Below are 20,675 nucleotides of genomic sequence, written 5' to 3'. Positions count from 1 at the left end.
CATGTCAAAGACCATGATCCAGGGAGTGCGAGGGTGTCAGGAGCGGACCGCCCGGCCGATCGACTCCACCAGCGGCAGCAGCCGGTGGGAGACGCGCTCCCGCAGGGCGATCTCGGTGCGGGTGCGGACGACCCCGGGCAGGCTGATCAGCTTCTGCACGACGTCCTCCAGATGCGCGTTGTCCCGCGCCACGACCCGGGTCAGCAGATCCCCGCCGCCCGTGATGGAGAACGCCTCGACGATCTCCGGCACCGCCGCCAGCGCGTCGCCCACCTCGTCGAGATGGCCCTGGGTGACCTCGATGTGCACGAACGCGAGCACCGGATGGCCGAGCGCGGCGGGAGAGAGGTCCGGCGCCGTGCCGGTGATCACGCCGTCGCGCTCCAGCCGGTCGAGCCGGGCCTGGAGCGTGCCCCGGGCGACGCCGAGAATCCGGGCGTACTCGCGCACACTCGTGCGCGGCTGCTCCAGCAGCAGCCGCAGGATGCGGGTGTCGAGCTCGTCCACAGGCATGCCGCGCCCTCCTCGTCCGTTGGCTCTGCCGCGGCCGTCTTCGAGCCGGGATGGCTGTACCAATGGCTCAGTCTAGAAGAAGCCAGTTGAGCCAGTGGCGTCCGGGATGCTCCTATGGGGGCGTCGATGGCGCTGCGGACCCCGCGGCGCCTTTTTCATGCTTTCCCATGCCTGCGGGCGAAGGAGGCGGCAAGCGGTGCTGAAGAGGGTGTTCATGGCTCCGGATCCGGGGCGGACGCGGTTGCGGTTCGCCACGCGCGCCGTGCTCGGCATCGCTTTCGCGGTCGCCCTGTGCGGCCTCGCCGGGCACTCCCTCACGGGGGCCGTCACGGGCGGTCTCGCGGCGCTGCTCGCGCTGTTCACCGTCACCGACGCCCCGCGCGAGGACATCCGCAGCCGGGATGCGGGCCACCCGCACCCCTCAACTCCAGGCGGGCCGGTCATCCCTCACCCACACTGACCGGCCCGCCCGGTCGACCTCGACGATCAGCCGGGAGGTCGCACGCAACGGCGGCTGGCAGCCTCAGCAGGCGCACCAGGCGACAGCCCAGCGGGCGCGGCGTGGCACACCCGCGCCCCCGCGCGCGGACGGATCGCAGGGAGACGCCGTAGGGGAGGGAGATCATCGAGCTGGCGGTCAGGTCCGGGCTGCCGAGGATGACGGTGCGCGTGCATGTCGACCTGCTGCTGTCCGAGGACGGCAGGCGCACCGCGGCGGAACTGACCCGCCGACTGCAGGTCAGCCCGGCCTCCGTCTCCGTGGCCGTGAACTTCCTTGTCCAGCACGGGTATGTCCGGCGCCAGCGGGATCCGCAGCGGCGTCGCGACGGCCAGGTGGTCGACGACGACGCCTGGTACCACTCGGTCGTGATCAGTGCGCGACAGACCCTTGAGGCGGCGCAGGCCGCGACGGCAGGGGCCGAGACGCCAGGGCGTGACACGCCCGTGGGGCAGCGGCTGGCCAAAGTGGGGACCTTCCTGGAGCGAGTCACGGAGGACCTGGCGGAGTCAGCCGATCGTTGGCGCCCCCTCCTGGCATGAGGTGCGTCCTCCGGCAACGATGCTCCGCAGACCAAGCGCAACGCCGCTGTTGCGGCCTGCGTGTGTTGCCCGCTTCCTTTACGGCCTGCGGTCGGTCACCGAGGACGCCGTCGAAGATCTCCCGGCACACCCGCACCAGGCCGGGATTCCCCTACGGGCCGCCTACCGATCCGAAGGAAGCCACCAGGCACGAGCCGCCCGTCCCGCTTGCGTCGAGTGGCCACTGGGGACCGAACGGAGGGAGCCTGAGGGGAGGAGATCCGTGTCCCCGCGGCACAGGATCCTCTCGCAGAGAAGGCTGCCGCCAGGTCGGGTGAGCGGTCGATGGGAGGAAGCCATGAGGGTCGGAGTGCTGACGGGAGGCGGTGACTGTCCCGGCCTCAACGCCGTGATCCGCAGCGTCGTCCGCAAAGGCGTCCAGGAATACGCCTTCGACTTCGTCGGTCTGCGAGACGGCTGGCTCGGCGCGCTCCAGGGCAATGTGGTGCCGCTCGACATCTCCAGCGTGCGCGGAATCCTCCCCCGCGGCGGAACGATCCTCGGTTCCTCCCGTACCAATCCGTTCAAGCACGAGGACGGGCTGCGGCGCGTGCAGGACACCCTCGCCGATCACGAGGTGGACGCGCTCGTCGTGATCGGCGGCGAGGACACGCTCGGTGTGGCCACCGAGCTGAGCCGTCAGGGGGTCAACCTGGTCGGGGTACCGAAGACCATCGACAACGATGTTTCCGGAACCGACTACACCTTCGGCTTCGACACCGCCGTCGGCATCGCGACCGAGGCCATCGACCGCCTCCACACCACTGCCGAATCGCACATGCGCACCCTGGTGGTCGAGGTGATGGGGCGGCACTCCGGGTGGATCGCGATCCAAGCCGGCATCGCGGGCGGCGCCAACGTGATCCTCATCCCGGAGCAGCCGTTCGACATCGAGCAGGTCTGTGGGTGGGTGCGGAGCCGGTTCAAGATCAACTATGCGCCGATCGTCGTGGTGGCCGAGGGGGCCGTCCCCCACGAGGGACAGATGATGCTCAAGGATCAGACGCTCGACGAATTCGGTCATGTACGACTGTCCGGCATCGGCGAGTGGCTGGCCCAGGAGATCTCGGCACGCACCGGCACGGACGCCCGCACCACGGTCCTGGGCCACATCCAGCGCGGCGGTACGCCGAGCGCTTTCGACCGATGGCTCGCCACGCGCTTCGGGCTGCACGCTGTTGACGCGGTCAAGGACGGAGACTTCGGCGTGATGGTGGCCCTGCACGGCACGAACATCGTCCGCGTCCCCCTCGCCGATGCCACGGAGAAGACCAAGCGGGTCGATCGGTCGCTGTACGACGAGTTCGAGGTGTTCTTCGGCTGACTGCCCCGGCACCTGCTGCCGGATCGCCATCAGACTTGCTGATCCGCCCTCAGTGATCGTGCGGCACGACCACCACCGGGCAGCGGGTGTGGTGCAGCACTGCGTGGGTGACAGGCCCCAGTCTGCCCTCGACCGCCTGTGGATCGGTACGGCGGCCCACGACGAGCAGCTCCGCGCCGCGTGACGTGTTCAGGAGCGCTTCGGCGGGGTGGAGCAGCATGACGTCGGTACGGACCGTCACCTGCGGATACTTCTCCTGCCACGCGCGCAGGGCGTCGGAGAGCTGCAAGACCTCCTGGTCCTCCCACGTGGCGCGGTCCTCCTCGGTCACCGCCAGTGTCCGGGGAGACACGGCGTCGGCGGGAAAGGCCCATGCCTGGACCACCCGCAGACGTGCTCCCCGTGCCTCGGCTGCCGAGAACGCGAAGTCCGCCACCTCACCGACCGGGCGATGAGCATCGAACCCCGTGACTACCTGGTCGGTGCCGTGTGTCGCGTGCGTCCTTTCTCCGAATGCGCCGGCGTGCCCTTGGGGAACCAATACGACGGGGCAAGGAGCTGCCATCGCCATCCTCAAGGCCACCGAGCCGACCACGAGGCCGTCGAAGCCGCCCGTCCCCCGCGTACCGACGACGAGGAGCCCGGCGGTGCGTGCGGCGGAGAGGAGTGCCGAGGCCGGGGCGTCATCGGCCTGCTCGCCTCGTATCTCGAGGTCCGGGTAACGGTCGCTCAGGTCGGTGACCGTCCGCCGGAGTATCCGCTCACCCATGTGGCGCAGCCTGTCCATGGCCGTGACCGTGACGGCGTTGCCCGGAAGCGGTGGGGAGGCATGGATCAAGCGCAGTGCAACGCCACGCAGCGAGGCCTCTCGCGCCGCCCGGACGGCTGCCACCGAACTGTCTGCGGACCCGTCGACTCCCGCCAGCACAGGGTGACTCATCGCGTCCTCCTTCGCTTGGCGTGCACCTCGGCAGGAACCGCACGGCCCGTGTCGCCACTGTTCCACTGTTCCATGGCAGGACCGTTCCGGCGTCCGCACCGGAGGTGGAGCGCGGGTTCTGCCGCGGGGGCCCGGGGCCCGTCCAACGACACTTCCGAACGACCGACATCCAAGGCTTACCGGGCGTCGACCGGGCAGTGGCAGGGACCGACCGATCGCCCCGGGTGCTGCGCAATGTGCGGTCCCTTTTCGCTACGCGCACAAGATCCCGTTCAGCGCGCGTCCGGCAACAACGGCGACTACCCGGCATTGGACTTCGGCAGGACCGACAAGCTCCTGTACGACAGGCTCACCACCGCTCACCCGATCGACGCCGGCGCTGATCGGCGGGTTCCTCAGCAGGGCCGCCACCCTCGGGGACGGCAGGCCCACTTGCTCGGTGTCCCTCGCAGCATGCCGGTGAAGCCGCCGTGGCCGTGGGTGCCCACGACCAGGCCGAGGGCGTGTACGGATGCCTTGGCAAGGACCTGTACCGGGTGGCCCCGCACGCCCTCGTGGTGCAGTTCCGTGTCCGGATGGGCAGCGGTGCGTCCGGCCACCGCCTCCGACGCAGCCGACGGTACTCCTGGACGGCCGCGTCCCCGTCCGGGAGGCCGTAGGACTCGCTGGTGCGCAGGGGGCGTGGACGGCGTCGGGGAGGGCCTTGAAGGTGTGGTCAGCTCGGGGCGTCGGCAACTGCCGTTGTTTCGGTGAAGAAAGTGTAGACCTGCAAGGAGGCCGTATGGTGGGCGGTTGCAGAGGAGCCCACACGTGAGAGATGTTTGCCTGATGACAACGTTTCGTCGTGTGAGGTGAGGGCCTGAGTACCGGGCCCTCGTTCATGACTTCAGTGGATGGCTCCCGCACTGGCGCCGCGAGCGTGGTGACTGCGGCCGCTGCCCCGTATCCGGTGGTGGTCGTGGATGACGCCGGGCGGGTGGTGGAGCTCAATGACGCGGCTTCTGCTCTCATGCCCGACGCCAGCACCGAGAAGCCTTTGACGTCGCCCGAGTGGCTCGCCGCCGTGCATCGTGCTCCTGGCGCCACGACTGCCAACGGCATGGTGGGCAGTCGCTTCTTCTCCGCGCACCCGTCCGTGCTTCCTGGCGGGGGCACGGCGTGGTGGCTGGTGGAAGAGACCGCATACCGGTCGGTCACGGAAGAGCTGAAGGCCGAACGTGAACGTGCGCGCTTTCTCACCGAAGCCTCAACGGCCTTGCTCGCGTCCCTGAACCTGGACCGGTGCATGGAGATCATCGCGCGTCTGGCCGCCGAACACCTGGCCGATGCCGCACTGGTCATCGCACCCGCCAGGGCCAGGAAACTGCCCGTGGTCGTCTGTGACCACGAGGCCCGCATCACGCGGACCACTGTCCCCGCCCAGGCCGAGACGGTGCCGGGACTGGCCGAGGCGCTGCGCGGCTTCCCCCCGGTGCCCTCGCGCTGGATAGACCCCGCCACGGCGGCCGACTGGCTGATTCCCGAAGGGTTCGGTGAGATCGGTTCGCTGGTGATCACGCCGCTGCCGGGTCACGGAGTCGCGGCCGGCGCCTTGGTGTTGCTGCGCCGGGAGCAGGAGACGCGGTTCAGCGAGTCGGAGGAGGCGTCCGCCGGACTCTTCGCCGCCCGGGCCGGCGCGGCGATGTCGGCGGCTTGGCTCTACGCCGAGCAGAACACCATCACCGACATCCTCATGCGGGAGCTCCTTCCGCCCTCACTGCGTCAGGTCGAGGGCGTGGAGTTCGCCGGCGGCTACCGGGCCAGCGTGGACACCGACCGCATCGGCGGGGACTTCTACGACGTCCACCCGCCGAGCGAGGACTGCCCCGAGACCCTCGCCGTCCTGGGCGACGTGGCAGGCAAGGGCCTGGAAGCCGCCGTGATCACGGGCAAGATCCGCAACACGGTGCAGGCCCTGCTGCCGATGGCCGACGACCACGCCAGGCTGCTGCGGTTGCTGAACAACGCCCTGCGGGGCAGCGGCAGCATCCGCTTCGCCACGCTCGTGCTGGCCTCCACCCGCCGGGAGGACCGTGACGTCGTGCTGCGGGTGACCTCCGCCGGTCACCCCGCACCGCTGATCGTGCGCCGGGACAGCACGGTGGAGGAGGCCGACACCGCCGGCACTCTGATCGGCGCGTTGCCGACGATCAACTCCCGTACTGCCGAGGTACGGCTCGCACCGGGGGAGACGTGCCTGCTCTACACCGACGGCGTCACCGAGGCCAAGGGCGGGCCGCTGGGGGACGCCATGTTCGGGGAGCGGCGCCTCAAGAGGGCCCTCGCGGAGTGTGCCGGCATGCCCGCCGAGGCCGTCGTCGAACGGATCCAGATGCTGGCCGACGCATGGATCGGCGACGGGCGGCACGACGACATCGCCGTCCTTGCCATCACCGCACCCCGGGGCGCGCATCTCAGTGCCGTGGACGGAACAACTCCAGGCAGGTACACCGCATGACGACCACCCCCGCCCCGAACCGCAACGACGAGCCCGTACGGCACCACATCGGCGCCCGGCTCGCCTCCCACCAGCAGGACGAGCGGGCCGAGGCGTGGGCCGACAAGCTCTGGACCAGTGTCCAGGCCGCGGACGAGTACACCGCCCTCGACGTCGTCGGCAATGCCTTGGAGGCCGGGCTGAACGCGGAGACGGTGCTGCTGGAGGTCATCGGTGCCGTCCAGCACAAGGTGGGCATCGAGTGGGCCGCCAACCGCATGAGCGTCGCCGAGGAGCATGCCGCCACCGCCATCAACGACCGCGTCATCGCCGCCCTGTCCGCCGATCGCCCCGCCACGTTCCAGGGTCGGGTGACCATCGCCTGCGTGGACAAGGAGTGGCACGCGCTGCCCGCTCGCCTGCTCGCCGAGACGCTGCGGCTGCGCGGCTGGCAGGTCGGCTACCTCGGCGCCCAGGTGCCCACCGCCCACCTGATCAGCCACATCCACCGCACCGGCGCGGACGCGGTGTGCCTGTCCGCCGCCCTGTCCCCTCGCCTGCCGGTGGCCCACGCCGCGATCACCGCCGTACAGGCCGTCGGCACACCGGTCATGGTCGGCGGCCTCGCTTTCGGCGTTGACGGCCGATACGCCCGTCAACTGGGCGCCGACGCCTGGGCGCCCGAAGCCCGCGCCGCCGCCGACCGGCTCGCCGCCGGCCCCTTGCCCCGGCCCCGGGCACCCCACCAGGCCATCGACGACCTGCCGCACCTGTCCGACCAGGAATACACCCTGGTCACCCAGACCTCCCGCATCCTGGTCCGCGAGACCCTCCGGGGCCTGGAACAGCGCTTCCCCGCCATGAACGACTACGACGACGACCAGCGCGAACGCACCGCCGAAGACCTGGCCCGCATCGTGGAGTTCCTGGCCGCGGCGCTGTACGTGGACGACGAAGACCTCTTCACCCATTTCCTCACCTGGACCGGCGAGATCCTGACCGCCCGCCATGTCCCGGCTCACTCCCTGCTGCCGGCCCTGGACCTGCTGGAGGAGCAACTGCGCGACTTCCCCCGCGCCTGCGGCATCATCGCCGCCGGACGCAACACGCTCGCCTCCCACTGCTGACCCCAAGACGCTGGAAACGCCCGTGCCTCCCTCCCCTCAGACAGAGATCGTCCGGATTCTGCCCGCCACCGGTCCGAATGAGCTGCATGTAGCCCTGGTCGGTGACTTGGACTACGAGGTCGCAGACGATGCTCTCGGCCAGGTGCTACAGACCTTGCGCGCGCATCACGAGGTGCGGCACCTCCGGCTGGACTGCCGAGAGCTCGACATGGTCGACTCCATGGGACTCACGGTCCTGTTGCAGATCCACCGCAACGCCTGCGAGAACGGCGTCCTGTTCCATCTCGACAACACCGGCCCGGTGCTACGACGTCTGCTCCACCTCACCGGCACCTACGAGCACCTGACGACCCCGGCCGTCGGATTCTCCGATGGTGCCGAAGCCGCTTCGGAGAACTGAACAGCACCCCCGCGCAGCGAACTCACACGGCCCCGAGCGTGCGCGGCCGAGAACGGGGTAGACGCCGCTGCGTCGGCCCGGGCCGACGATCGCAGAGGTCGGCCGACTGGGAGAACAGATCATGACGACAACCGTGCACGCTGTCGCTGAGACCACCACGGGCCTGCCGGACATAGCCGACCCCTCGAAGGTCGCGCCTCAGGACGCGCGGGAGTTGTCGAAGCTGTTCTTCGAACAGCTCGCCGTAGTGGAAGAGGGCACGCCCGAGTACCAGTACGCGCGCAGCACACTGATTGAGATGAACATGTCCCTCGTCCGCTACGCGGCCGGCCGGTTCCGCAGCCGCGGTCCGGGCGAGATGGAGGACATCGTCCAGGTCGGCATGATCGGTCTGATCAAGGCCATCGACCGGTTCGAGCTGACCCGTGAGGTCGAGTTCACCTCCTTCGCGGTGCCCTACATCGCCGGAGAGATCAAGCGGTTCTTCCGCGACACCTCCTGGGCCGTGCACGTGCCCCGGCGCCTGCAGGAGGCGCGTGCCCAGCTGACCCGCGCCACCGAGGAACTCCGCAGCAGGCTGGGCCGCACGCCGACCACCAAGGAACTGGCCGAACTGATGTGCCTGCCGGAAGAGGAGGTCCGCGAGGCCCGTCTGGCGTCCAACGGCTACAACTCCGCCTCCCTGGACGCGGCCGTCAATACCGGCCAGGACGGCGAAACGGTCCTGGCAGAATTCATCGGCACCGAGGACACCGCCCTCGAACTGGTCGAGGACTTCCAGACCCTGGCCCCGATGATCGCCGAACTCGACGAACGCGACCGGCAGATCCTTCACTGGCGCTTCGTCGAGGAACTCACCCAGAAGGAGATCGGCGAACGCCTCGGCTGCTCGCAGATGCACGTCTCGCGCCTGATCGCCCGCCTCCTGGCCCGCCTGCGCGACGGCATGCTCACCAGCGCTTGAGCTTCAGCGTGCCCAGTCGTATGCACGGCAGGGGCACGATCCTGGCCGAGGAGGAGATGTGGAGCAGGCGTCAGTGCGGGCAGTGGCCTGGGCACACTCGATCCCGATGAGCAGCGGTCCCAAGGCGGCACGCGACTGGGCGCGCGAGTATCTGGAGACCCTCGCCTGGTCTCGCAGCTCCTCACGGACCATGGACGATGTCCTGCTGGCCATCTCGGAGCTGGTGACCAACGCACATGTGCACGCCCACTCCACCGCCCGGCTCGTGATGACCTGGGACGGCCAGTGCCTGCACACCACCGTGCACGACGATGACGCCGCCCTGCCCACACCGCGCGAACCAACCCGCGACCGCCTCGGCGGCCGGGGCATGTTCCTCGTCAACGCCCTCGCCGACGACTGGGAGGCCCGCCCCTGTCCTTATGGAAAGTCGGTCACCGCCTGCTTCCGCCTGCCACCCACGGCGGAGGACACCCGCGGTCAGCCCGCACGGACGGACCATACGGAGCACGCAGAGTGAGCGGACAACAGGCCGGCGACGGCTGAGGGGCAGGAATGACCAGCACTCAGGACATGACGGAGCCCGCGGATCGCATGGGCCGCGGCAGCACCCCTGATGAGAGAGCGGTGCGGATACGGCGCCGGCTGGAACGCCTCATCGGCATCGCGGCCACCGAGGGCAACGCACTCGTTGCCCTTCGCAACGGTGACGAGATCTTCCCGGCGATGCTCGAGGCCATCCGCTCCGCCCGGCACACGGTGGACATGATGACGTTCGTGTACTGGAAGGGCGCCATCGCTCGCGAGTTCGCGCACGCACTGGCGGATCGGGCCCGGGCCGGGATCCGGGTGCGGCTGCTGCTGGACGGCTTCGGCAGCCGGCTGATCGACAAGGACTTGCTTGCGGAGATGGGCCGGGCGGGCGTGCAGGTGGCCTGGTTCCGCAAGCCGCTGTACCTGTCGCCGCTCAAGCAGAATCACCGCTGTCACCGCAAGGTGCTGGTCGTGGACGAACAGGTGGCGTTCACCGGCGGTGTGGGCATCGCCGAGGAGTGGTGCGGCGACGCCCGCAATCCACAGGAATGGCGGGACACCCACATTCAGGTACGCGGGCCGGCCGTGGACGGCATCGCGGCGGCGTTCGCGCAGAACTGGGCCGAATGCCACGACGAACTCTTCGACAACCGCGACCGGTTTACCAGCCACCGCCCGCAGGGCGAGGCAGTCGTGCAGGTGGTGCGCGGTTCGGCCAGCTTCGGCTGGCAGGACATGCAGACCCTGATCCGAGTGATCATCGAGTCGGCTGAGGAGCGACTCCGGCTGGCCACCGCCTACTTCTCCCCGGACGGCTACTTCATCGAGCTGCTGTGCGCCGCTGCCCGGCGTGGTGTGGAGGTGGAGATCCTGCTGCCCGGACCGCACACCGACAAGCGGGTCTGCCAACTGGCCGGACAACACTTCTACGAGGATCTGCTTGCCTGCGGGGTCAAGATCTACCAGTACCAGCCGACCATGATGCACGCCAAGGTCATCACCGTGGACCGCACGGCAACCCTTGTCGGGTCGACCAACTTCAACCGGCGCTCCCTCGACCACGACGAGGAAGTCATGCTCGCCGTCTTGGACGATGACTTCACCGGTACCATCGATGCTCATTTCGAAGCGGACATCGCTGCCAGTGAACGAATGCGGGCCGGGCGGTGGAGAAGGCGCTCCGTGCTGCAACGGGCCCGCGAAGCTGCTGTCCGGCCCACTCGCCGCTACCTTTGACGCCGAACTCCGCGCGCCGGGCAATCTGGCCCAGGCGCCCGCAGACGTCGTCATCCACTGTTCTCCGTCCAAGGTGTTCGCCTTCTTAGGAGACGACCCCGAAGCTGTCTGGATAGAGGGGCGCGTAGCTCCACACGGAGTCGGATCGACGTGTCGACAGGCAATCCCGTGTTGGAGTAACGAAGTTCCTTTGAGTAACGCACGATGAGATCAAGATCCTGTAGCTGCCGTTGAAGCTCGGAAGCCAGCGCTTCGTCCGGGTCGGGAACCTCGTCTTCTTCGTGTTCGGCCAGGTACTCCAGACGCTGATCAACAGCCTCCACAGCCCGTCGGCTGGTCCAGACGGCGAAATCCTGGCAGCTGAACAGATGGGCATGCGCGGCGTACAAAGCTGCCGCCGCGGCGGGCTCGTCCGCATCGTCTGGTCCGTCCTGACCGTCGTTGTGGCAGAACTCGCTGAGCATGTAGTCGTTCCGCCACCCCAGCGGCGAAAACGCCGCGTTCGCCGGACGACACCGCCTTCAGCCGCTCCTCCACCCGCGCCGAAAGCTCCTGCCACGAGTCGATTTCAGCCCCCAGAGTCGAGATGGCGGCGTTCCCACGAAAGCCACGGTGATCATTGCAGCCCCGGTGACAAGGCCGCAGCGGTACCGTCGCCGGATTGCTTGGGAGCGGCCCGTCCCCCTGCTGACAAGTGCACTGTCCGCAAGCCATCAAAATGGCTGCGAGCTGAGCCGGCCTGGGTAAGGCCTGTTCCATTGGCCTCCCAACGGTCGGAATCGAGGCTGATCAGCTGTGCCATTGGCACACTCATTGGCTCGACAGTTGAGCCAGTGGGCCCCAGGTGGTTATCTATGCCCTATCCATGTACTTGCGGCGCCGCGTAGCGCTGGACGGCGACGAGGCCGGTCCGGACCGCGGTGCCTTCGTCTTGCCTGCCCGTTGTCCGCCACCCCGGACGACCGCGGGTAGGGCGCGTACCACTGCAAGGGGGGCGGCGCACCGCCGTGAAGAGGATGTTCGTGGCTCCGGACCCGGGGCGCTTGAGGCTGCGGAACGCGACCCGCGCGGTCATCGGTGTCGCCGCCGCCGTCGCCGTTTCCGAGCTCTGCGGGCTATCGCTCACCGCATCGATCACCGCAGGACTCGCGGCACTGCTCGCCCTCTTCACGGTCACCGATGCGACCGTCCGTGACCAGCGGATCACCACCGCCCTGCTTCCCATCGCGGGATTCCCCGTGCTGGCGCTTGCCACCGCACTGCACGGAATCACCCCGGCCCGTGACGCCGCGTTCCTGGCCGTCGTCTTCTGTGGGGTCTATGCCCGCCGCTGGGGCCCGCGGGGTCATGCGCTCGGGATCTTCGCCTTCATGAACTTCTTCATCACGCAGTTCCTGCATGCGGTGCCCGCTCAGCTGCCCGAGCTGTACACCGCTGTCGGCCTGGCCCTCTCCACGGCCGGCGCCACGCGCTTCTTGCTCTGGCCCATCGAGCGTCACACCCCACCTGCGGCAGCCCCGCCCGCTCTGCCCGGCCGCGGGTTGGCGCGGCCCACTACCCGGCAAGCCTTCCAGGCCACTGCTGCCTCGACACTCGCGCTTCTGGTCGGACAGTTGCTCTCCGAGGAGCGCTGGTATTGGGCCGTCGGTACTGTCTGGTGGATCTTCGTCAACACGGCTTCTCGCGGCGAAACCCTGGTCCGCGGTTTCCGCCGAGTCTTCGGAACCGTGATCGGCATCGCCATCGGCCTGCTGGTCGCCATCCCGCTGCATGGCGCACCCGCGCCCACTGCCGCCCTGGTTGCCGTCTGTGTCTTCGGCATCTTCTACACCGCCGCCGTCTCTTACTCATGGATGATGCTGGCGGTGACGGTGATGGTCAGCCTGATGTACGGCCTGCTGGGCGTGCTGGACCCCAGCCTGCTCGAGCTCCGTCTCGCGGAGACCGGTGTGGGCGCACTGTGTGCCGCGCTGGCCGTGGCCCTCGTCTTGCCGGTCACCACGCACGCCACGAACGATGCCTGGATCCGGCGGGCACTGCACTGCGTCCACGCTGCCACGGCCGAAGCGACCGCTCGCCTCGCTGGGGATCCGAAGGGCGACCCTGCCCCGCACGCCGCCGAACTGGAACTGCTGCTCGGCCGGGTACGGATGGCACTCGCCCCGTTGATGCACCCTTTGGCCCCCTTCCGCGCTCGGAAAGCCCGTGCCCGCCAGGTCATCGAGCTGCTTGACGACTGTGCACGCGAAGTGCGGGGTCTGGTGTCCATTGCCGCCGATCCTGTCGCGTCGCACGATGCCCGTCTGGCCGCTGCCTGCTGGCGCGTCGAGGGAGCGGTGGCAGCACTCACTGTCAGCGACCTGGGGCGCGGGCGAGTGGCGTCCGCCGGCGGCGAGATGCCTCAGCAGGACGAGACGGAGTCGGCCCTCGTACATCTGCGCGGCTTGGAGAAGGCTCTGTCGGAGCTGGCTATGCCGCTTGGGTCCTCTCCGCGCCCTCCGCTTGTCCCTTCCTGAACGGGAGGAAGGGAGTTGGCCTACGATCCGGCACGAGGTGCCGATAGGTCCGGTGAGTGACATCGATGGATTTGTGTCCTACTCACTCGGCGACGTCGGTGATCGGAATGCCGTGGGTAAGGTGCTACGCGTGACCGCTGGCCGGTGCCCCGGCCTGCTCGCCCTGCGGCTCGCCGAGACCGGCGTCGGGGCGCTCGGCGTCATCCTCCTCCTGCCCGTCACCACGCACAGCGTCACCGACGCCTGGATCCAGCGGGCCCTGCGCTGTGTCCACGCCTGCACGGTCGAGACGGCCCGGCGGCTGGCGGGTGCCGCGGACGCCGACCCGGCCCCGCGGGTGGCCGAGCTGGAGCAGCTGCTCGCCAGGGTGCGGCTCTCGGTCGCCCCGCTGGTGCACCCGCTGAACCCGATGCTCGGCCGCAAGCGGCGGGCCCGGCACGTGCTCGCCCTGCTCGACGACTGTGCCCGTGAGGTCCGCGGTCTGGTCGCCGTCGCCGCCGACCCGGAGGCCTCCCACGACGCCCGCCTGGCCACCGCCTGCCGGCGCGTGGAGATCGCGGTCCAGGCCCTCACCGAGGGCGGCGACGTCCTGGTCCAGCCGGACGGACCGTCCGCGACGGAACCGGTCCTGGCGCACCTGCACGGCCTGGAACGGGCCCTCGCGGAGCTCGCCAGGCCGCTGCGGACGCCGTCGGGCTCCCCGCTGGCCGGCGCCTGAGCGACGGGCCGCCACACCCTCTTGACCCTTTGGTCTAGACCGCGCATGATCGACGCGCGGTCATTCCGGACGGCTCAAGGACGAGAGGGCACAGCGATGGCGGACGGCAGCGGACGGCGGGCGTTCATCGGGTCGTTCACGGCGGCCGGCGGCCCCGGCGTCGTGACGGCGGCCGTCGACCCCGCCAGTGGCGCGCTGACCCTCCTGAGCAGCGTGAACGCCGTACCCGACCCGGCCTACCTCGCCCTCTCGCCCGACGGGGACACGCTGTACGCGGTCAGTGAGACGGCCGCGGGCGCGGTGGCCGCCTACCGCGTGACCGGGGACGAGCCCGAGCCGGCCGGACCACCCGTGCCGGTCGACGCCGGCGGGCCGACCCACCTCGGCCTGTACGCCGGACACGTCCTGACCGCCAACTACGGCTCGGGCAGTGTCACCGCCGTCCCCGTCCGGCCCGACGGCACTCTCGCGCGGTCCGCCTCCGGCGTGCTCCGGCACACCGGCGGGGGCCCGCACACCCCGCGCCAGCACGGGCCGCACGCCCACCAGGTGCAGCCCGACCCGAGCGGGCGCTGGGCCGTCAGCGTCGACCTGGGCACCGACTCGGTGCGGGTGTGCACGCTGGCCGACGGCATTCCGGTCCTGCACCGGGAGAGCGCCCTGCGGCCCGGCTCCGGACCGCGCCACCTGGCCTTCCACCCGGAGGGTTCCTACGCCTACGTCGTCAACGAACTCAGCCCCTCCGTCACCGTCTGCCGCTGGGACGCGGCGGAAGGCGTCCTGACACCGCTGACCGAGACCCCGGTCCTGCCGGGCGCACCGGCGCGCGACGCCTACCCCTCGGGGATCGTCACCTCACCCGACGGCCGCTTCGTCTGGACCGCCACCCGCGGCGAGGACGTCCTGTCCGTGTTCGCCGTCGAGGGGGAGGAACTGCGCCTGGTCGCCACGGTGCCCTGCGGCGGCCACTGGCCACGCGCCCTGACCGCGTCCGACGGCTTCCTGTACGTGGCCAACGAACGCTCCGGCGACGTGACCTGGTTCGCCACCGACCCGCGCACGGGCATCCCGCGACGAGGGGGCTCGATGAGGGTGACGGCGGCGTCCTGCGTGATCATCGGCTGATCGGGGCTTATGGGGGCCTGTGGGGGCTTGCCCCCACAAGGGGCGCGGGGAACTGCGCGACGAGCCACAGCGCACCCGCACCCGGACAGCGTCCCCCAGGTCGCGTCAGCGGACCGGCGTCTGCTGGACCTGCTGCGGCGTGATGCCCAGCGCCGTCGTGTACTTCGCCAGCGCCAGCTTTCCGATCGCCGGGTACGGCCCGAGCGACTCCGCCGCGGAGCACCCCGCCTCCTTGGCCGCCTCCTCGACCAGCCCCGGCTCGATCTCCGGGCCGATCAGATACGGCGCGAGGGCCAGCTGCTGCGAGCCCGAGGAGCGGAGCTGCTCGGCGACGGACGCGATGGAGCCCTCCTGGTCCAGGGCCGCGGCCATCACCGGCACCGCCAGGCGCGCGGCCAGCAGCATGCCGGTGATCCCGGCCGCCTGCACGGCCTCGTCACCGCCCACGGAGGCCAGGACGATGCCGTCGGCGGCGGTCGCCACGGTGAACAGTCGGGCGCGGTCCGCGCGGGCGAGGCCGGCCTCGGAGAGCCGCACGTGCAGCGCCTCGGCGAGCAGCGGGTGCGGGCCGAGGACATCGGTCAGCTCCGCGGCGATGTGGCTCTCCATGACGGCCTGGCGGACGCGGCGCAGCAGCGCGCTGTCCGGGCCGGCGAGCAGCGGCACGACGACGGCGACGGGCCCGTCGGGCTCCCTGACGTCCATGCCGGCGGCACGCGCCTGCTCGAAGCGGGCGGTGCGCTCCTCGGCGGCGTGCGCGAGCACGGCCTGGAGCGTGAAGAACTCCGCGTTGTCCCCGTCGAGGTACCCGATGCGGGCGTCGAGGCCGGGCAGCTCGGAGCGGGCGATGCTCACGACCTCCTCGGCGAGGCTGCGCGTGGCGCTACTGGGCGTGCCCGGCACGGCGAGGACGAGCGCGGGCGCGCCCTCGGGAGCCACCAGCGGCTCGGGGCGGCGGTGCCGTCCCGGCTGGCGGGGTCGCGGCATTCGTACTGGCAGGCCGGACTCGGGTCCAGTGGGGGAACTCATGGCGCCGCATGTTACTGGTTTCCTGGGCTCTCCTGTTCGGGGAGGGTGCAGGTGAGCGGTATACGTCCGGTTTTGTCTGATGAGTTACGTACGGATTGAGTTACGTACGGATCATGCGGGTCGGATTATTCGCCCGAAAGGGTTGTCACGGACAGCATTGTCTCGTCACCCGGCAGCGTGAGGGGACCGGTGCTCAGCTCGGTCGCCAGGCGCACGGAGCCGTGCAGCGGGTCGCCCTCGGCCGGTACCCGCCGTGCGTGGGGGAGCCGCTGCGCCAGTTCCTCGTCCACAGGCCCGAGAAGCGGGTCGCCCAGCCTGAACAGGCCGCCGGTGACGGTGACACGGGGCGCACCGCCGGAAGGGCACACGGCTGCCGCGGAGTCCGCCATGTGCCGCGCGGCCACGCGCAGGATGTCCGCCGCGACGGGGTCCCCCTCGGAGCAGGCGGCCACGTGAGGTGCGAAGGAGGCGAGGACGGCGGGCCGGTCGGGCCGCGGATACAACCGGCCGGGCAGCCCGGCCACGGGCCCGAACACCTCCTCGGCGCTCGCCAGCAACCGGGCAGAGCCGCCCTCGCGTCCGTCATGGGCGCGCAGGGCCGCCTCGAGACCGGCCCGCCCGATCCAGGCACCGCCCCCGCAGTCGCCGAGCAGATGCCCCCAGCCGTCCGCGCGACGCCAGCCGGTCAGGTCGGTGCCGATCGCGATCAGACCCGTACCGCCGGCGATCACGGCCCCGGGGCGGGGCCCGAGGGCACCCGTGTACGCCGTCACGGCGTCGGCGGCCAGCGCGATCCTCCGCACGCCCAGCTCCCGGGCCAGGGCACCCGGCAGTTCGGCGCGCAGCGCGTCACCCAGGGAGGCGAGCCCGGTGGCCCCGATGACCACGGCGGTCAACCGCACCGGCCCGGCCTCCGCGGTCAGCGCGCGGACCAAGGGCATGAGCCGCGCCATGAAGTCCTCGGGGTCGATGCCCCGGTCGCCCGTGCGGACCGGATCCGCCGACTCCCGCCGGGCCAGCGGCCCGCCCTCGGCGGTTCCCACCACCGCCCGCAGCCCGGATCCGCCGGAGTCGACGGCGAGATACGCGGATCCCTCCGACGCCCCGGTCACGGTCACTGGACGCAACGGGCTCCCCTCCTTCTCGGAAGGAAGAGTAGCCCCGAGGGCGGCGCCCGCGCGGGAGGGTTCCGTGCCTGTGCGGGGACCGCCTGTGTGCCAGTAGGGTGACGCGCTGTGGCACCACGACCCTTGCATGAACTTGTCGAAGCGGGCTGGGCGAAGGCCCTGGAACCCGTGGCCGGACGTATCGCCGTGATGGGGGACTTCCTGCGGGCCGAGATTGCGGCCGGGCGGACCTACCTCCCGGCCGGGGCGAATGTCCTGCGGGCCTTCCAGCAGCCCTTCGACGACGTCCGCGTCCTGATCGTGGGTCAGGATCCCTACCCCACGCCGGGGATGGCCATCGGACTGAGCTTCGCCGTGGCGCCCGAGGTGCGTTCGCTGCCGGGCAGCCTGGAGAACATCTTCCGCGAGATGCATACGGACCTGGGGCTGCCCCGGCCTTCCAACGGCGATCTGACGCCGTGGTCGCAGCAAGGGGTGCTGCTCCTCAACAGGGCGCTCACCACCGCCCCTCGCAAGCCCGGCGCGCATCGGGGCAAGGGCTGGGAAGAGGTCACCGAGCAGGCGATCCGGGCCCTGGCGGGTCGCGGCAAGCCACTGGTGTCCATCCTGTGGGGGCGTGACGCGCGCAATCTGCGGCCACTTCTGGGAGACCTCCCGGCGATCGAGTCCGCTCATCCCTCGCCGATGTCGGCGGACCGCGGCTTCTTCGGTTCGCGTCCGTTCAGCCGGGCCAACGATCTGCTGCTGCGGCAGGGGAGCGCGCCGGTGGAGTGGCGCCTGCCGTAGGCCGGGGTGTCCGGGGCGCTTGCACGGGTGTTCACATCGGGCTGTCACACTTTGGTGGTACGTCAAACTACTTCCAGAACGGACAGTTGATCACCAGTGACATTGCTTTACCGCGCGTGCCAGGGAGCATCATGACGCGCAGATGGTCGCTCATCACCACGATCGCCGTACTGACCGTCGCCCTGGCCTTCGTCGTCACCCAGTTGGTGCGCGGGCAGGAACCCGGGGAGTCCAAGGAGCAGCGGGCCACACCGGACACGAGTGCCGAGTCGCTGCGCGGCGCGGGGTGGTGGCCCCTGCACCGGTCCGGCACCGCGAAGGCGGGTGAGCACGACGCCGTCGTCAGCGGCGACGTGGAGTGGACCGACGACGGTCCCGAGGGCGGCGCCCTGCGGCTGGACGGCAACGGATACGTGGACGCCACCTCTCCGGTCGACACCACCGGCGCGGACTACTCGGTCGCCGCACGGGTGCGGCTCACCTCCACGAACGGCTTCCACACCGCCGTCTCCCAGGACGGCCTCGGGATCAGCACGTTCTTTCTCCAGTACTCCGGCCAGGACGAGAACTTCGCGTTCAGCTTCCCCGGTGCCCGCACCGTCGCGGAGAAGACCGAGCGGCCGCAGACCGACCGCTGGTACCACCTCACCGGCACGTACAGCGACAAGGACCACCGGTTGCGGATCTACGTGGACGGCAGACTCGCGGGGAGCAGAGAGGCCTCCAGCAAGGAGAAGCCCACCGGTGACGTGGTGATCGGACGCGGCAAGATCGGGGGTGAGGCCGCCGACCACTGGAACGGCGACATCTCCGACGTGCACGTCTACGACCGGGAACTGACGCCCGGTGAGGTGGACTCGCTTTCCGCCCGCGAGCCGGACTGACACCCGCGAGCCGGACTGACACCCGCGAACCGGACTGACGCGCCCCGGCCGCCGGAACGACGGCGGTACCGGGGCGCGTTCACCGTCGCCGCCCCACAGGCGACAGGAGAGGAATAAGGCCTTTGTCGGCCAGCACTTCGACCGAAACCTCGACCGAAGAAGACCGAACAACCCGTCCCCCCACCGCGGAACTCCGCCCCGAGGAGTTCCTCAGAGCCTTCTACCAGGTTCACGGCCGCGCGTTGCTGCACTTCGCCGCACGGCGACTGCACGGCGACTGGCACCGCGCCGAGGATGTCCTCCAGGAGGTCGCGATCCGCGCCTGGCGGCACGCCGGGGAGATCGACCCGACCACGGACGCGGCGCGGCCGTGGTTGTTCACCGTGCTGCGCAACCTCGTCATCGACGATCTCCGGGCCCGCCAGGCCAGACCGGCGGAGACCGGCGACCCGGACCTGGCCCACCCGACGGTGTCCGACGACGTGGACCGCATGCTCACCTCCCAGGTGCTCTTAGAGGCGTTGTGGGATCTGCGGCCGCCGCAGCGCGAGGTTCTGATGCACGTCCACTACCTGGGGCGCAGCGTCAACCAGACGGCCAGAGTCCTCGGCGTCCCGCCGGGCACGGTCAAGTCGCGGACGTTCTACGCCTCCCGCGCCCTGCGGGAGGCGCTGTACAGCCGAGGGCTGTACGCGGACGGCCGTTACCGCGACGCCGGGTGAGACTCGGCCAGACGCCCCACATGCCGGGTGATCTCCAGGCCGAGCGGGCCGGTGTCGAGCGATCCGCCGTCACCGGCCCGCCAGCGCCACCCGGCGGGCGCGTCACCGAGCACCAGCAGCGCGTCCCCGCGCCGCAGGCCGTCCAACGCGCCCTCCCGCCGCGGGAGCTGTGAGGCGTCCACCACGAACAGGTGCGGCGCCTCGCCCTGGACGGCGACCCGGCTGCTGCCCTCGATCAGCCGGAAGACCTGGGTGACGTCGGGCGATCCGGGCTCCGGCCGTACCGGGCCCGCCGCGGCCGCCACGGCGAACGCCTCCTCCAGGCTGGCCGCGGTGTGCAGACGCGAGGCCTGCGGCACGTCGTCGGCGATGAGCCCTTCGCCGGCCACCGAACCCACCAGGGTGACCTCGGCGAGAGCCCCCACCGGGCCGCAGAGCGCCTCGGTGACGACGGCCCGCGCCAGACCGCGCACCTCCTCGTCGGGGCCCGCCACGGAGACGGGCCCCGACGCCCGGGAGAGGTCGACCAGCACCCGGTCGGTGCCGTCAAGACCCACCGTCACCGTCAGCGCGTAGGGCAGGGCCGGTTCGCCCTCCGGGCCGGGGCGGCGCAGGGCGTCGGTCGAGACCGTCCAGCGCTCGCCGTCCGCCTCGGCGGTCCAGGGCGCGGGGGCGTCCTCCTCCGCGCCGGCCAGCAGCAGCCCGAGTCGCTCCTCGGAGCAGACGACGGCGTACATGTCGGGCAGCGACCGGCCCGAGCGCAGGCACTCGCCCGTCAGCCGGCGCAGGCCCGCGTCGACCACGTCGAGCGCCTCCTGCCCCTCGACGGCGGCCGAGGGGGCGTCGGGCTTCGGCGGGCGGGGCTGCCGCTCGGTGACGACCAGCGCGGCCACCGCTCCGATCAGCGCCAGCCCCAGCACCACGGCCAGGACGTACCACCAGATCATCTTCTGACTCCTTGTCGGGACCCGGCGGCGGAGCCGGGACGGTCGAAAGCGAGGGGAGAGGGGCGGCACCGCGGCGGAGTCGCGGAGCCGAGCACCCCCAGGCGTCTACGGGGCCCACCGGCAGACGGTTCACCACCCCGTGGCCGCACGCCCGTGAACCATCCGCGGGCGGGCGCCGTAGGCCCAGTCAGTGGCGCGAGAGCTGCCGAGCACGGCCCCCGCGCCCC

20 protein-coding genes and 2 pseudogenes are annotated in these 20,675 nt (G+C 70.6%); 15 read left to right on the top strand and 7 right to left on the bottom strand.

The features are described 5' to 3' along the window. Positions 1-36 precede the first annotated feature (36 nt). Entirely contained in the window at positions 37-513 is a 477-nt protein-coding gene (locus ACIBK5_RS03410; protein WP_399015646.1) for an Lrp/AsnC family transcriptional regulator, read from the bottom strand. A gap of 196 nt (positions 514-709) precedes the next feature. On the opposite strand from ACIBK5_RS03410, the pseudogene ACIBK5_RS03405 reads away from it, so the two are divergent. The 3 genes and pseudogenes from ACIBK5_RS03405 to ACIBK5_RS03395 all read left to right on the top strand — a co-directional run. Beyond that, positions 710-889, top strand: a pseudogene (locus ACIBK5_RS03405) (FUSC family protein); the annotation flags it as partial. A gap of 287 nt (positions 890-1,176) precedes the next feature. Continuing rightward, a complete protein-coding gene (locus ACIBK5_RS03400) occupies positions 1,177-1,554 on the top strand; it encodes a MarR family transcriptional regulator (protein ID WP_399015644.1) in 378 nt (125 codons plus the stop codon). A gap of 337 nt (positions 1,555-1,891) precedes the next feature. Continuing rightward, the gene (locus ACIBK5_RS03395; protein WP_399015643.1) at positions 1,892-2,917 is read left to right on the top strand and encodes a 6-phosphofructokinase; all 1,026 of its coding nucleotides are present in this window, start codon (positions 1,892-1,894) and stop codon (positions 2,915-2,917) included. Between the two features lie 49 nt (positions 2,918-2,966). Here ACIBK5_RS03395 and ACIBK5_RS03390 read toward each other — a convergent pair whose 3' ends face one another. Next, positions 2,967-3,857, bottom strand: coding sequence for a universal stress protein (locus ACIBK5_RS03390; RefSeq protein ID WP_399015641.1), 891 nt, complete (start codon positions 3,855-3,857; stop codon positions 2,967-2,969). Between the two features lie 395 nt (positions 3,858-4,252). Then, positions 4,253-4,456, bottom strand: a complete 204-nt coding sequence (locus tag ACIBK5_RS03385) for a hypothetical protein (RefSeq protein ID WP_399015639.1) — start codon at positions 4,454-4,456, stop codon at positions 4,253-4,255. Positions 4,457-4,737: 281 nt separating this feature from the next. Between ACIBK5_RS03385 and ACIBK5_RS03380 the strand changes: the two genes are divergently transcribed. The 6 genes from ACIBK5_RS03380 (at position 4,738) to ACIBK5_RS03355 (ending at position 10,594) form a co-directional block, all read left to right on the top strand. Then, positions 4,738-6,354: a PP2C family protein-serine/threonine phosphatase gene (locus tag ACIBK5_RS03380; protein ID WP_399015637.1), complete on the top strand. Its 1,617-nt coding sequence runs from the start codon at positions 4,738-4,740 to the stop codon at positions 6,352-6,354. Then, complete coding sequence (locus ACIBK5_RS03375) at positions 6,351-7,460, top strand: B12-binding domain-containing protein (protein WP_399015634.1); 1,110 nt, start codon at positions 6,351-6,353, stop codon at positions 7,458-7,460. The genes ACIBK5_RS03380 and ACIBK5_RS03375 overlap by 4 nt, the downstream gene beginning before the upstream one ends. Beyond that, the gene (locus ACIBK5_RS03370; protein ID WP_399015632.1) at positions 7,342-7,860 is read left to right on the top strand and encodes an STAS domain-containing protein; all 519 of its coding nucleotides are present in this window, start codon (positions 7,342-7,344) and stop codon (positions 7,858-7,860) included. Before ACIBK5_RS03375 ends, ACIBK5_RS03370 begins: the two co-directional genes overlap by 119 nt. 121 nt (positions 7,861-7,981) lie before the next feature. Continuing rightward, positions 7,982-8,824, top strand: coding sequence for an RNA polymerase sigma factor SigF (locus ACIBK5_RS03365; protein ID WP_399015630.1), 843 nt, complete (start codon positions 7,982-7,984; stop codon positions 8,822-8,824). A gap of 106 nt (positions 8,825-8,930) precedes the next feature. Continuing rightward, complete coding sequence (locus ACIBK5_RS03360; protein WP_399015628.1) at positions 8,931-9,344, top strand: ATP-binding protein; 414 nt, start codon at positions 8,931-8,933, stop codon at positions 9,342-9,344. Positions 9,345-9,397: 53 nt separating this feature from the next. Next, entirely contained in the window at positions 9,398-10,594 is a 1,197-nt protein-coding gene (locus ACIBK5_RS03355; protein ID WP_399016232.1) for a phosphatidylserine/phosphatidylglycerophosphate/cardiolipin synthase family protein, read from the top strand. A 50-nt stretch (positions 10,595-10,644) separates the two neighbouring features. Here ACIBK5_RS03355 and ACIBK5_RS03350 read toward each other — a convergent pair whose 3' ends face one another. Next, complete coding sequence (locus ACIBK5_RS03350; RefSeq protein WP_399015625.1) at positions 10,645-11,058, bottom strand: hypothetical protein; 414 nt, start codon at positions 11,056-11,058, stop codon at positions 10,645-10,647. Positions 11,059-11,610: 552 nt separating this feature from the next. Here ACIBK5_RS03350 and ACIBK5_RS03345 point away from each other — a divergent pair. The 3 genes and pseudogenes from ACIBK5_RS03345 to ACIBK5_RS03335 all read left to right on the top strand — a co-directional run bounded on the left by ACIBK5_RS03345 (position 11,611) and on the right by ACIBK5_RS03335 (position 14,953). After that, positions 11,611-13,110: an FUSC family protein gene (locus ACIBK5_RS03345; protein ID WP_399016231.1), complete on the top strand. Its 1,500-nt coding sequence runs from the start codon at positions 11,611-11,613 to the stop codon at positions 13,108-13,110. A 148-nt stretch (positions 13,111-13,258) separates the two neighbouring features. After that, a pseudogene (locus ACIBK5_RS03340) lies at positions 13,259-13,828 on the top strand (FUSC family protein); the annotation flags it as partial. A gap of 96 nt (positions 13,829-13,924) precedes the next feature. Then, on the top strand, positions 13,925-14,953 hold the full coding sequence (locus ACIBK5_RS03335) for a lactonase family protein (protein ID WP_399015623.1): 1,029 nt from the start codon (positions 13,925-13,927) through the stop codon (positions 14,951-14,953). A 105-nt stretch (positions 14,954-15,058) separates the two neighbouring features. Here ACIBK5_RS03335 and ACIBK5_RS03330 read toward each other — a convergent pair whose 3' ends face one another. Both ACIBK5_RS03330 and ACIBK5_RS03325 read right to left on the bottom strand, forming a co-directional pair. Next, positions 15,059-15,982 (bottom strand): sirohydrochlorin chelatase, encoded by a 924-nt coding sequence (locus ACIBK5_RS03330; protein WP_189724164.1) that lies wholly within the window; start codon positions 15,980-15,982, stop codon positions 15,059-15,061. A 125-nt stretch (positions 15,983-16,107) separates the two neighbouring features. Then, positions 16,108-17,109 carry an N-acetylglucosamine kinase gene (locus tag ACIBK5_RS03325; protein ID WP_399015620.1) on the bottom strand — a complete coding sequence of 334 codons (1,002 nt, stop codon included), beginning with the start codon at positions 17,107-17,109 and terminating at the stop codon, positions 16,108-16,110. Positions 17,110-17,217: 108 nt separating this feature from the next. Between ACIBK5_RS03325 and ACIBK5_RS03320 the strand changes: the two genes are divergently transcribed. From ACIBK5_RS03320 to ACIBK5_RS03310, 3 genes are all read left to right on the top strand, one after another. Further along, entirely contained in the window at positions 17,218-17,895 is a 678-nt protein-coding gene (locus ACIBK5_RS03320) for a uracil-DNA glycosylase (protein ID WP_399015618.1), read from the top strand. 131 nt (positions 17,896-18,026) lie between these two features. Beyond that, entirely contained in the window at positions 18,027-18,779 is a 753-nt protein-coding gene (locus ACIBK5_RS03315) for a LamG domain-containing protein (protein ID WP_399015616.1), read from the top strand. Positions 18,780-19,021: 242 nt separating this feature from the next. Beyond that, positions 19,022-19,501, top strand: coding sequence for a sigma-70 family RNA polymerase sigma factor (locus ACIBK5_RS03310; RefSeq protein WP_399015615.1), 480 nt, complete (start codon positions 19,022-19,024; stop codon positions 19,499-19,501). Here the strand turns inward: ACIBK5_RS03310 and ACIBK5_RS03305 are convergent. Next, positions 19,483-20,448, bottom strand: a complete 966-nt coding sequence (locus ACIBK5_RS03305) for a hypothetical protein (protein ID WP_399015613.1) — start codon at positions 20,446-20,448, stop codon at positions 19,483-19,485. The genes ACIBK5_RS03310 and ACIBK5_RS03305 overlap by 19 nt on opposite strands. Positions 20,449-20,675 lie beyond the last annotated feature (227 nt).

It is taken from the genome of Streptomyces sp. NPDC050546, from assembly GCF_044457425.1.
Lineage (GTDB): Bacteria > Actinomycetota > Actinomycetes > Streptomycetales > Streptomycetaceae > Streptomyces.
The sequence above is the reverse complement of the archived record's forward strand: the minus strand, read 5'-3'. Positions and strand labels throughout refer to the sequence as shown.

Excerpts from the sequence above, each read along its gene's own strand:
- ACIBK5_RS03365 (WP_399015630.1), top strand. The coding sequence starts at position 7,982 with ATGACGACAACCGTGCACGCTGTCGCTGAGACCACCACGGGCCTGCCG.
- ACIBK5_RS03410 (WP_399015646.1), bottom strand. The coding sequence starts at position 513 with ATGCCTGTGGACGAGCTCGACACCCGCATCCTGCGGCTGCTGCTGGAG.
- ACIBK5_RS03355 (WP_399016232.1), top strand. The coding sequence starts at position 9,398 with ATGACGGAGCCCGCGGATCGCATGGGCCGCGGCAGCACCCCTGATGAG.
- ACIBK5_RS03390 (WP_399015641.1), bottom strand. The coding sequence starts at position 3,857 with ATGAGTCACCCTGTGCTGGCGGGAGTCGACGGGTCCGCAGACAGTTCG.
- ACIBK5_RS03315 (WP_399015616.1), top strand. The coding sequence starts at position 18,027 with ATGACGCGCAGATGGTCGCTCATCACCACGATCGCCGTACTGACCGTC.
- ACIBK5_RS03375 (WP_399015634.1), top strand. The coding sequence starts at position 6,351 with ATGACGACCACCCCCGCCCCGAACCGCAACGACGAGCCCGTACGGCAC.
- ACIBK5_RS03345 (WP_399016231.1), top strand. The coding sequence starts at position 11,611 with ATGTTCGTGGCTCCGGACCCGGGGCGCTTGAGGCTGCGGAACGCGACC.
- ACIBK5_RS03380 (WP_399015637.1), top strand. The coding sequence starts at position 4,738 with ATGACTTCAGTGGATGGCTCCCGCACTGGCGCCGCGAGCGTGGTGACT.
- ACIBK5_RS03305 (WP_399015613.1), bottom strand. The coding sequence starts at position 20,448 with ATGATCTGGTGGTACGTCCTGGCCGTGGTGCTGGGGCTGGCGCTGATC.
- ACIBK5_RS03370 (WP_399015632.1), top strand. The coding sequence starts at position 7,342 with ATGTCCCGGCTCACTCCCTGCTGCCGGCCCTGGACCTGCTGGAGGAGC.
- ACIBK5_RS03335 (WP_399015623.1), top strand. The coding sequence starts at position 13,925 with ATGGCGGACGGCAGCGGACGGCGGGCGTTCATCGGGTCGTTCACGGCG.
- ACIBK5_RS03360 (WP_399015628.1), top strand. The coding sequence starts at position 8,931 with ATGAGCAGCGGTCCCAAGGCGGCACGCGACTGGGCGCGCGAGTATCTG.
- ACIBK5_RS03330 (WP_189724164.1), bottom strand. The coding sequence starts at position 15,982 with ATGAGTTCCCCCACTGGACCCGAGTCCGGCCTGCCAGTACGAATGCCG.
- ACIBK5_RS03395 (WP_399015643.1), top strand. The coding sequence starts at position 1,892 with ATGAGGGTCGGAGTGCTGACGGGAGGCGGTGACTGTCCCGGCCTCAAC.
- ACIBK5_RS03350 (WP_399015625.1), bottom strand. The coding sequence starts at position 11,058 with ATGCTCAGCGAGTTCTGCCACAACGACGGTCAGGACGGACCAGACGAT.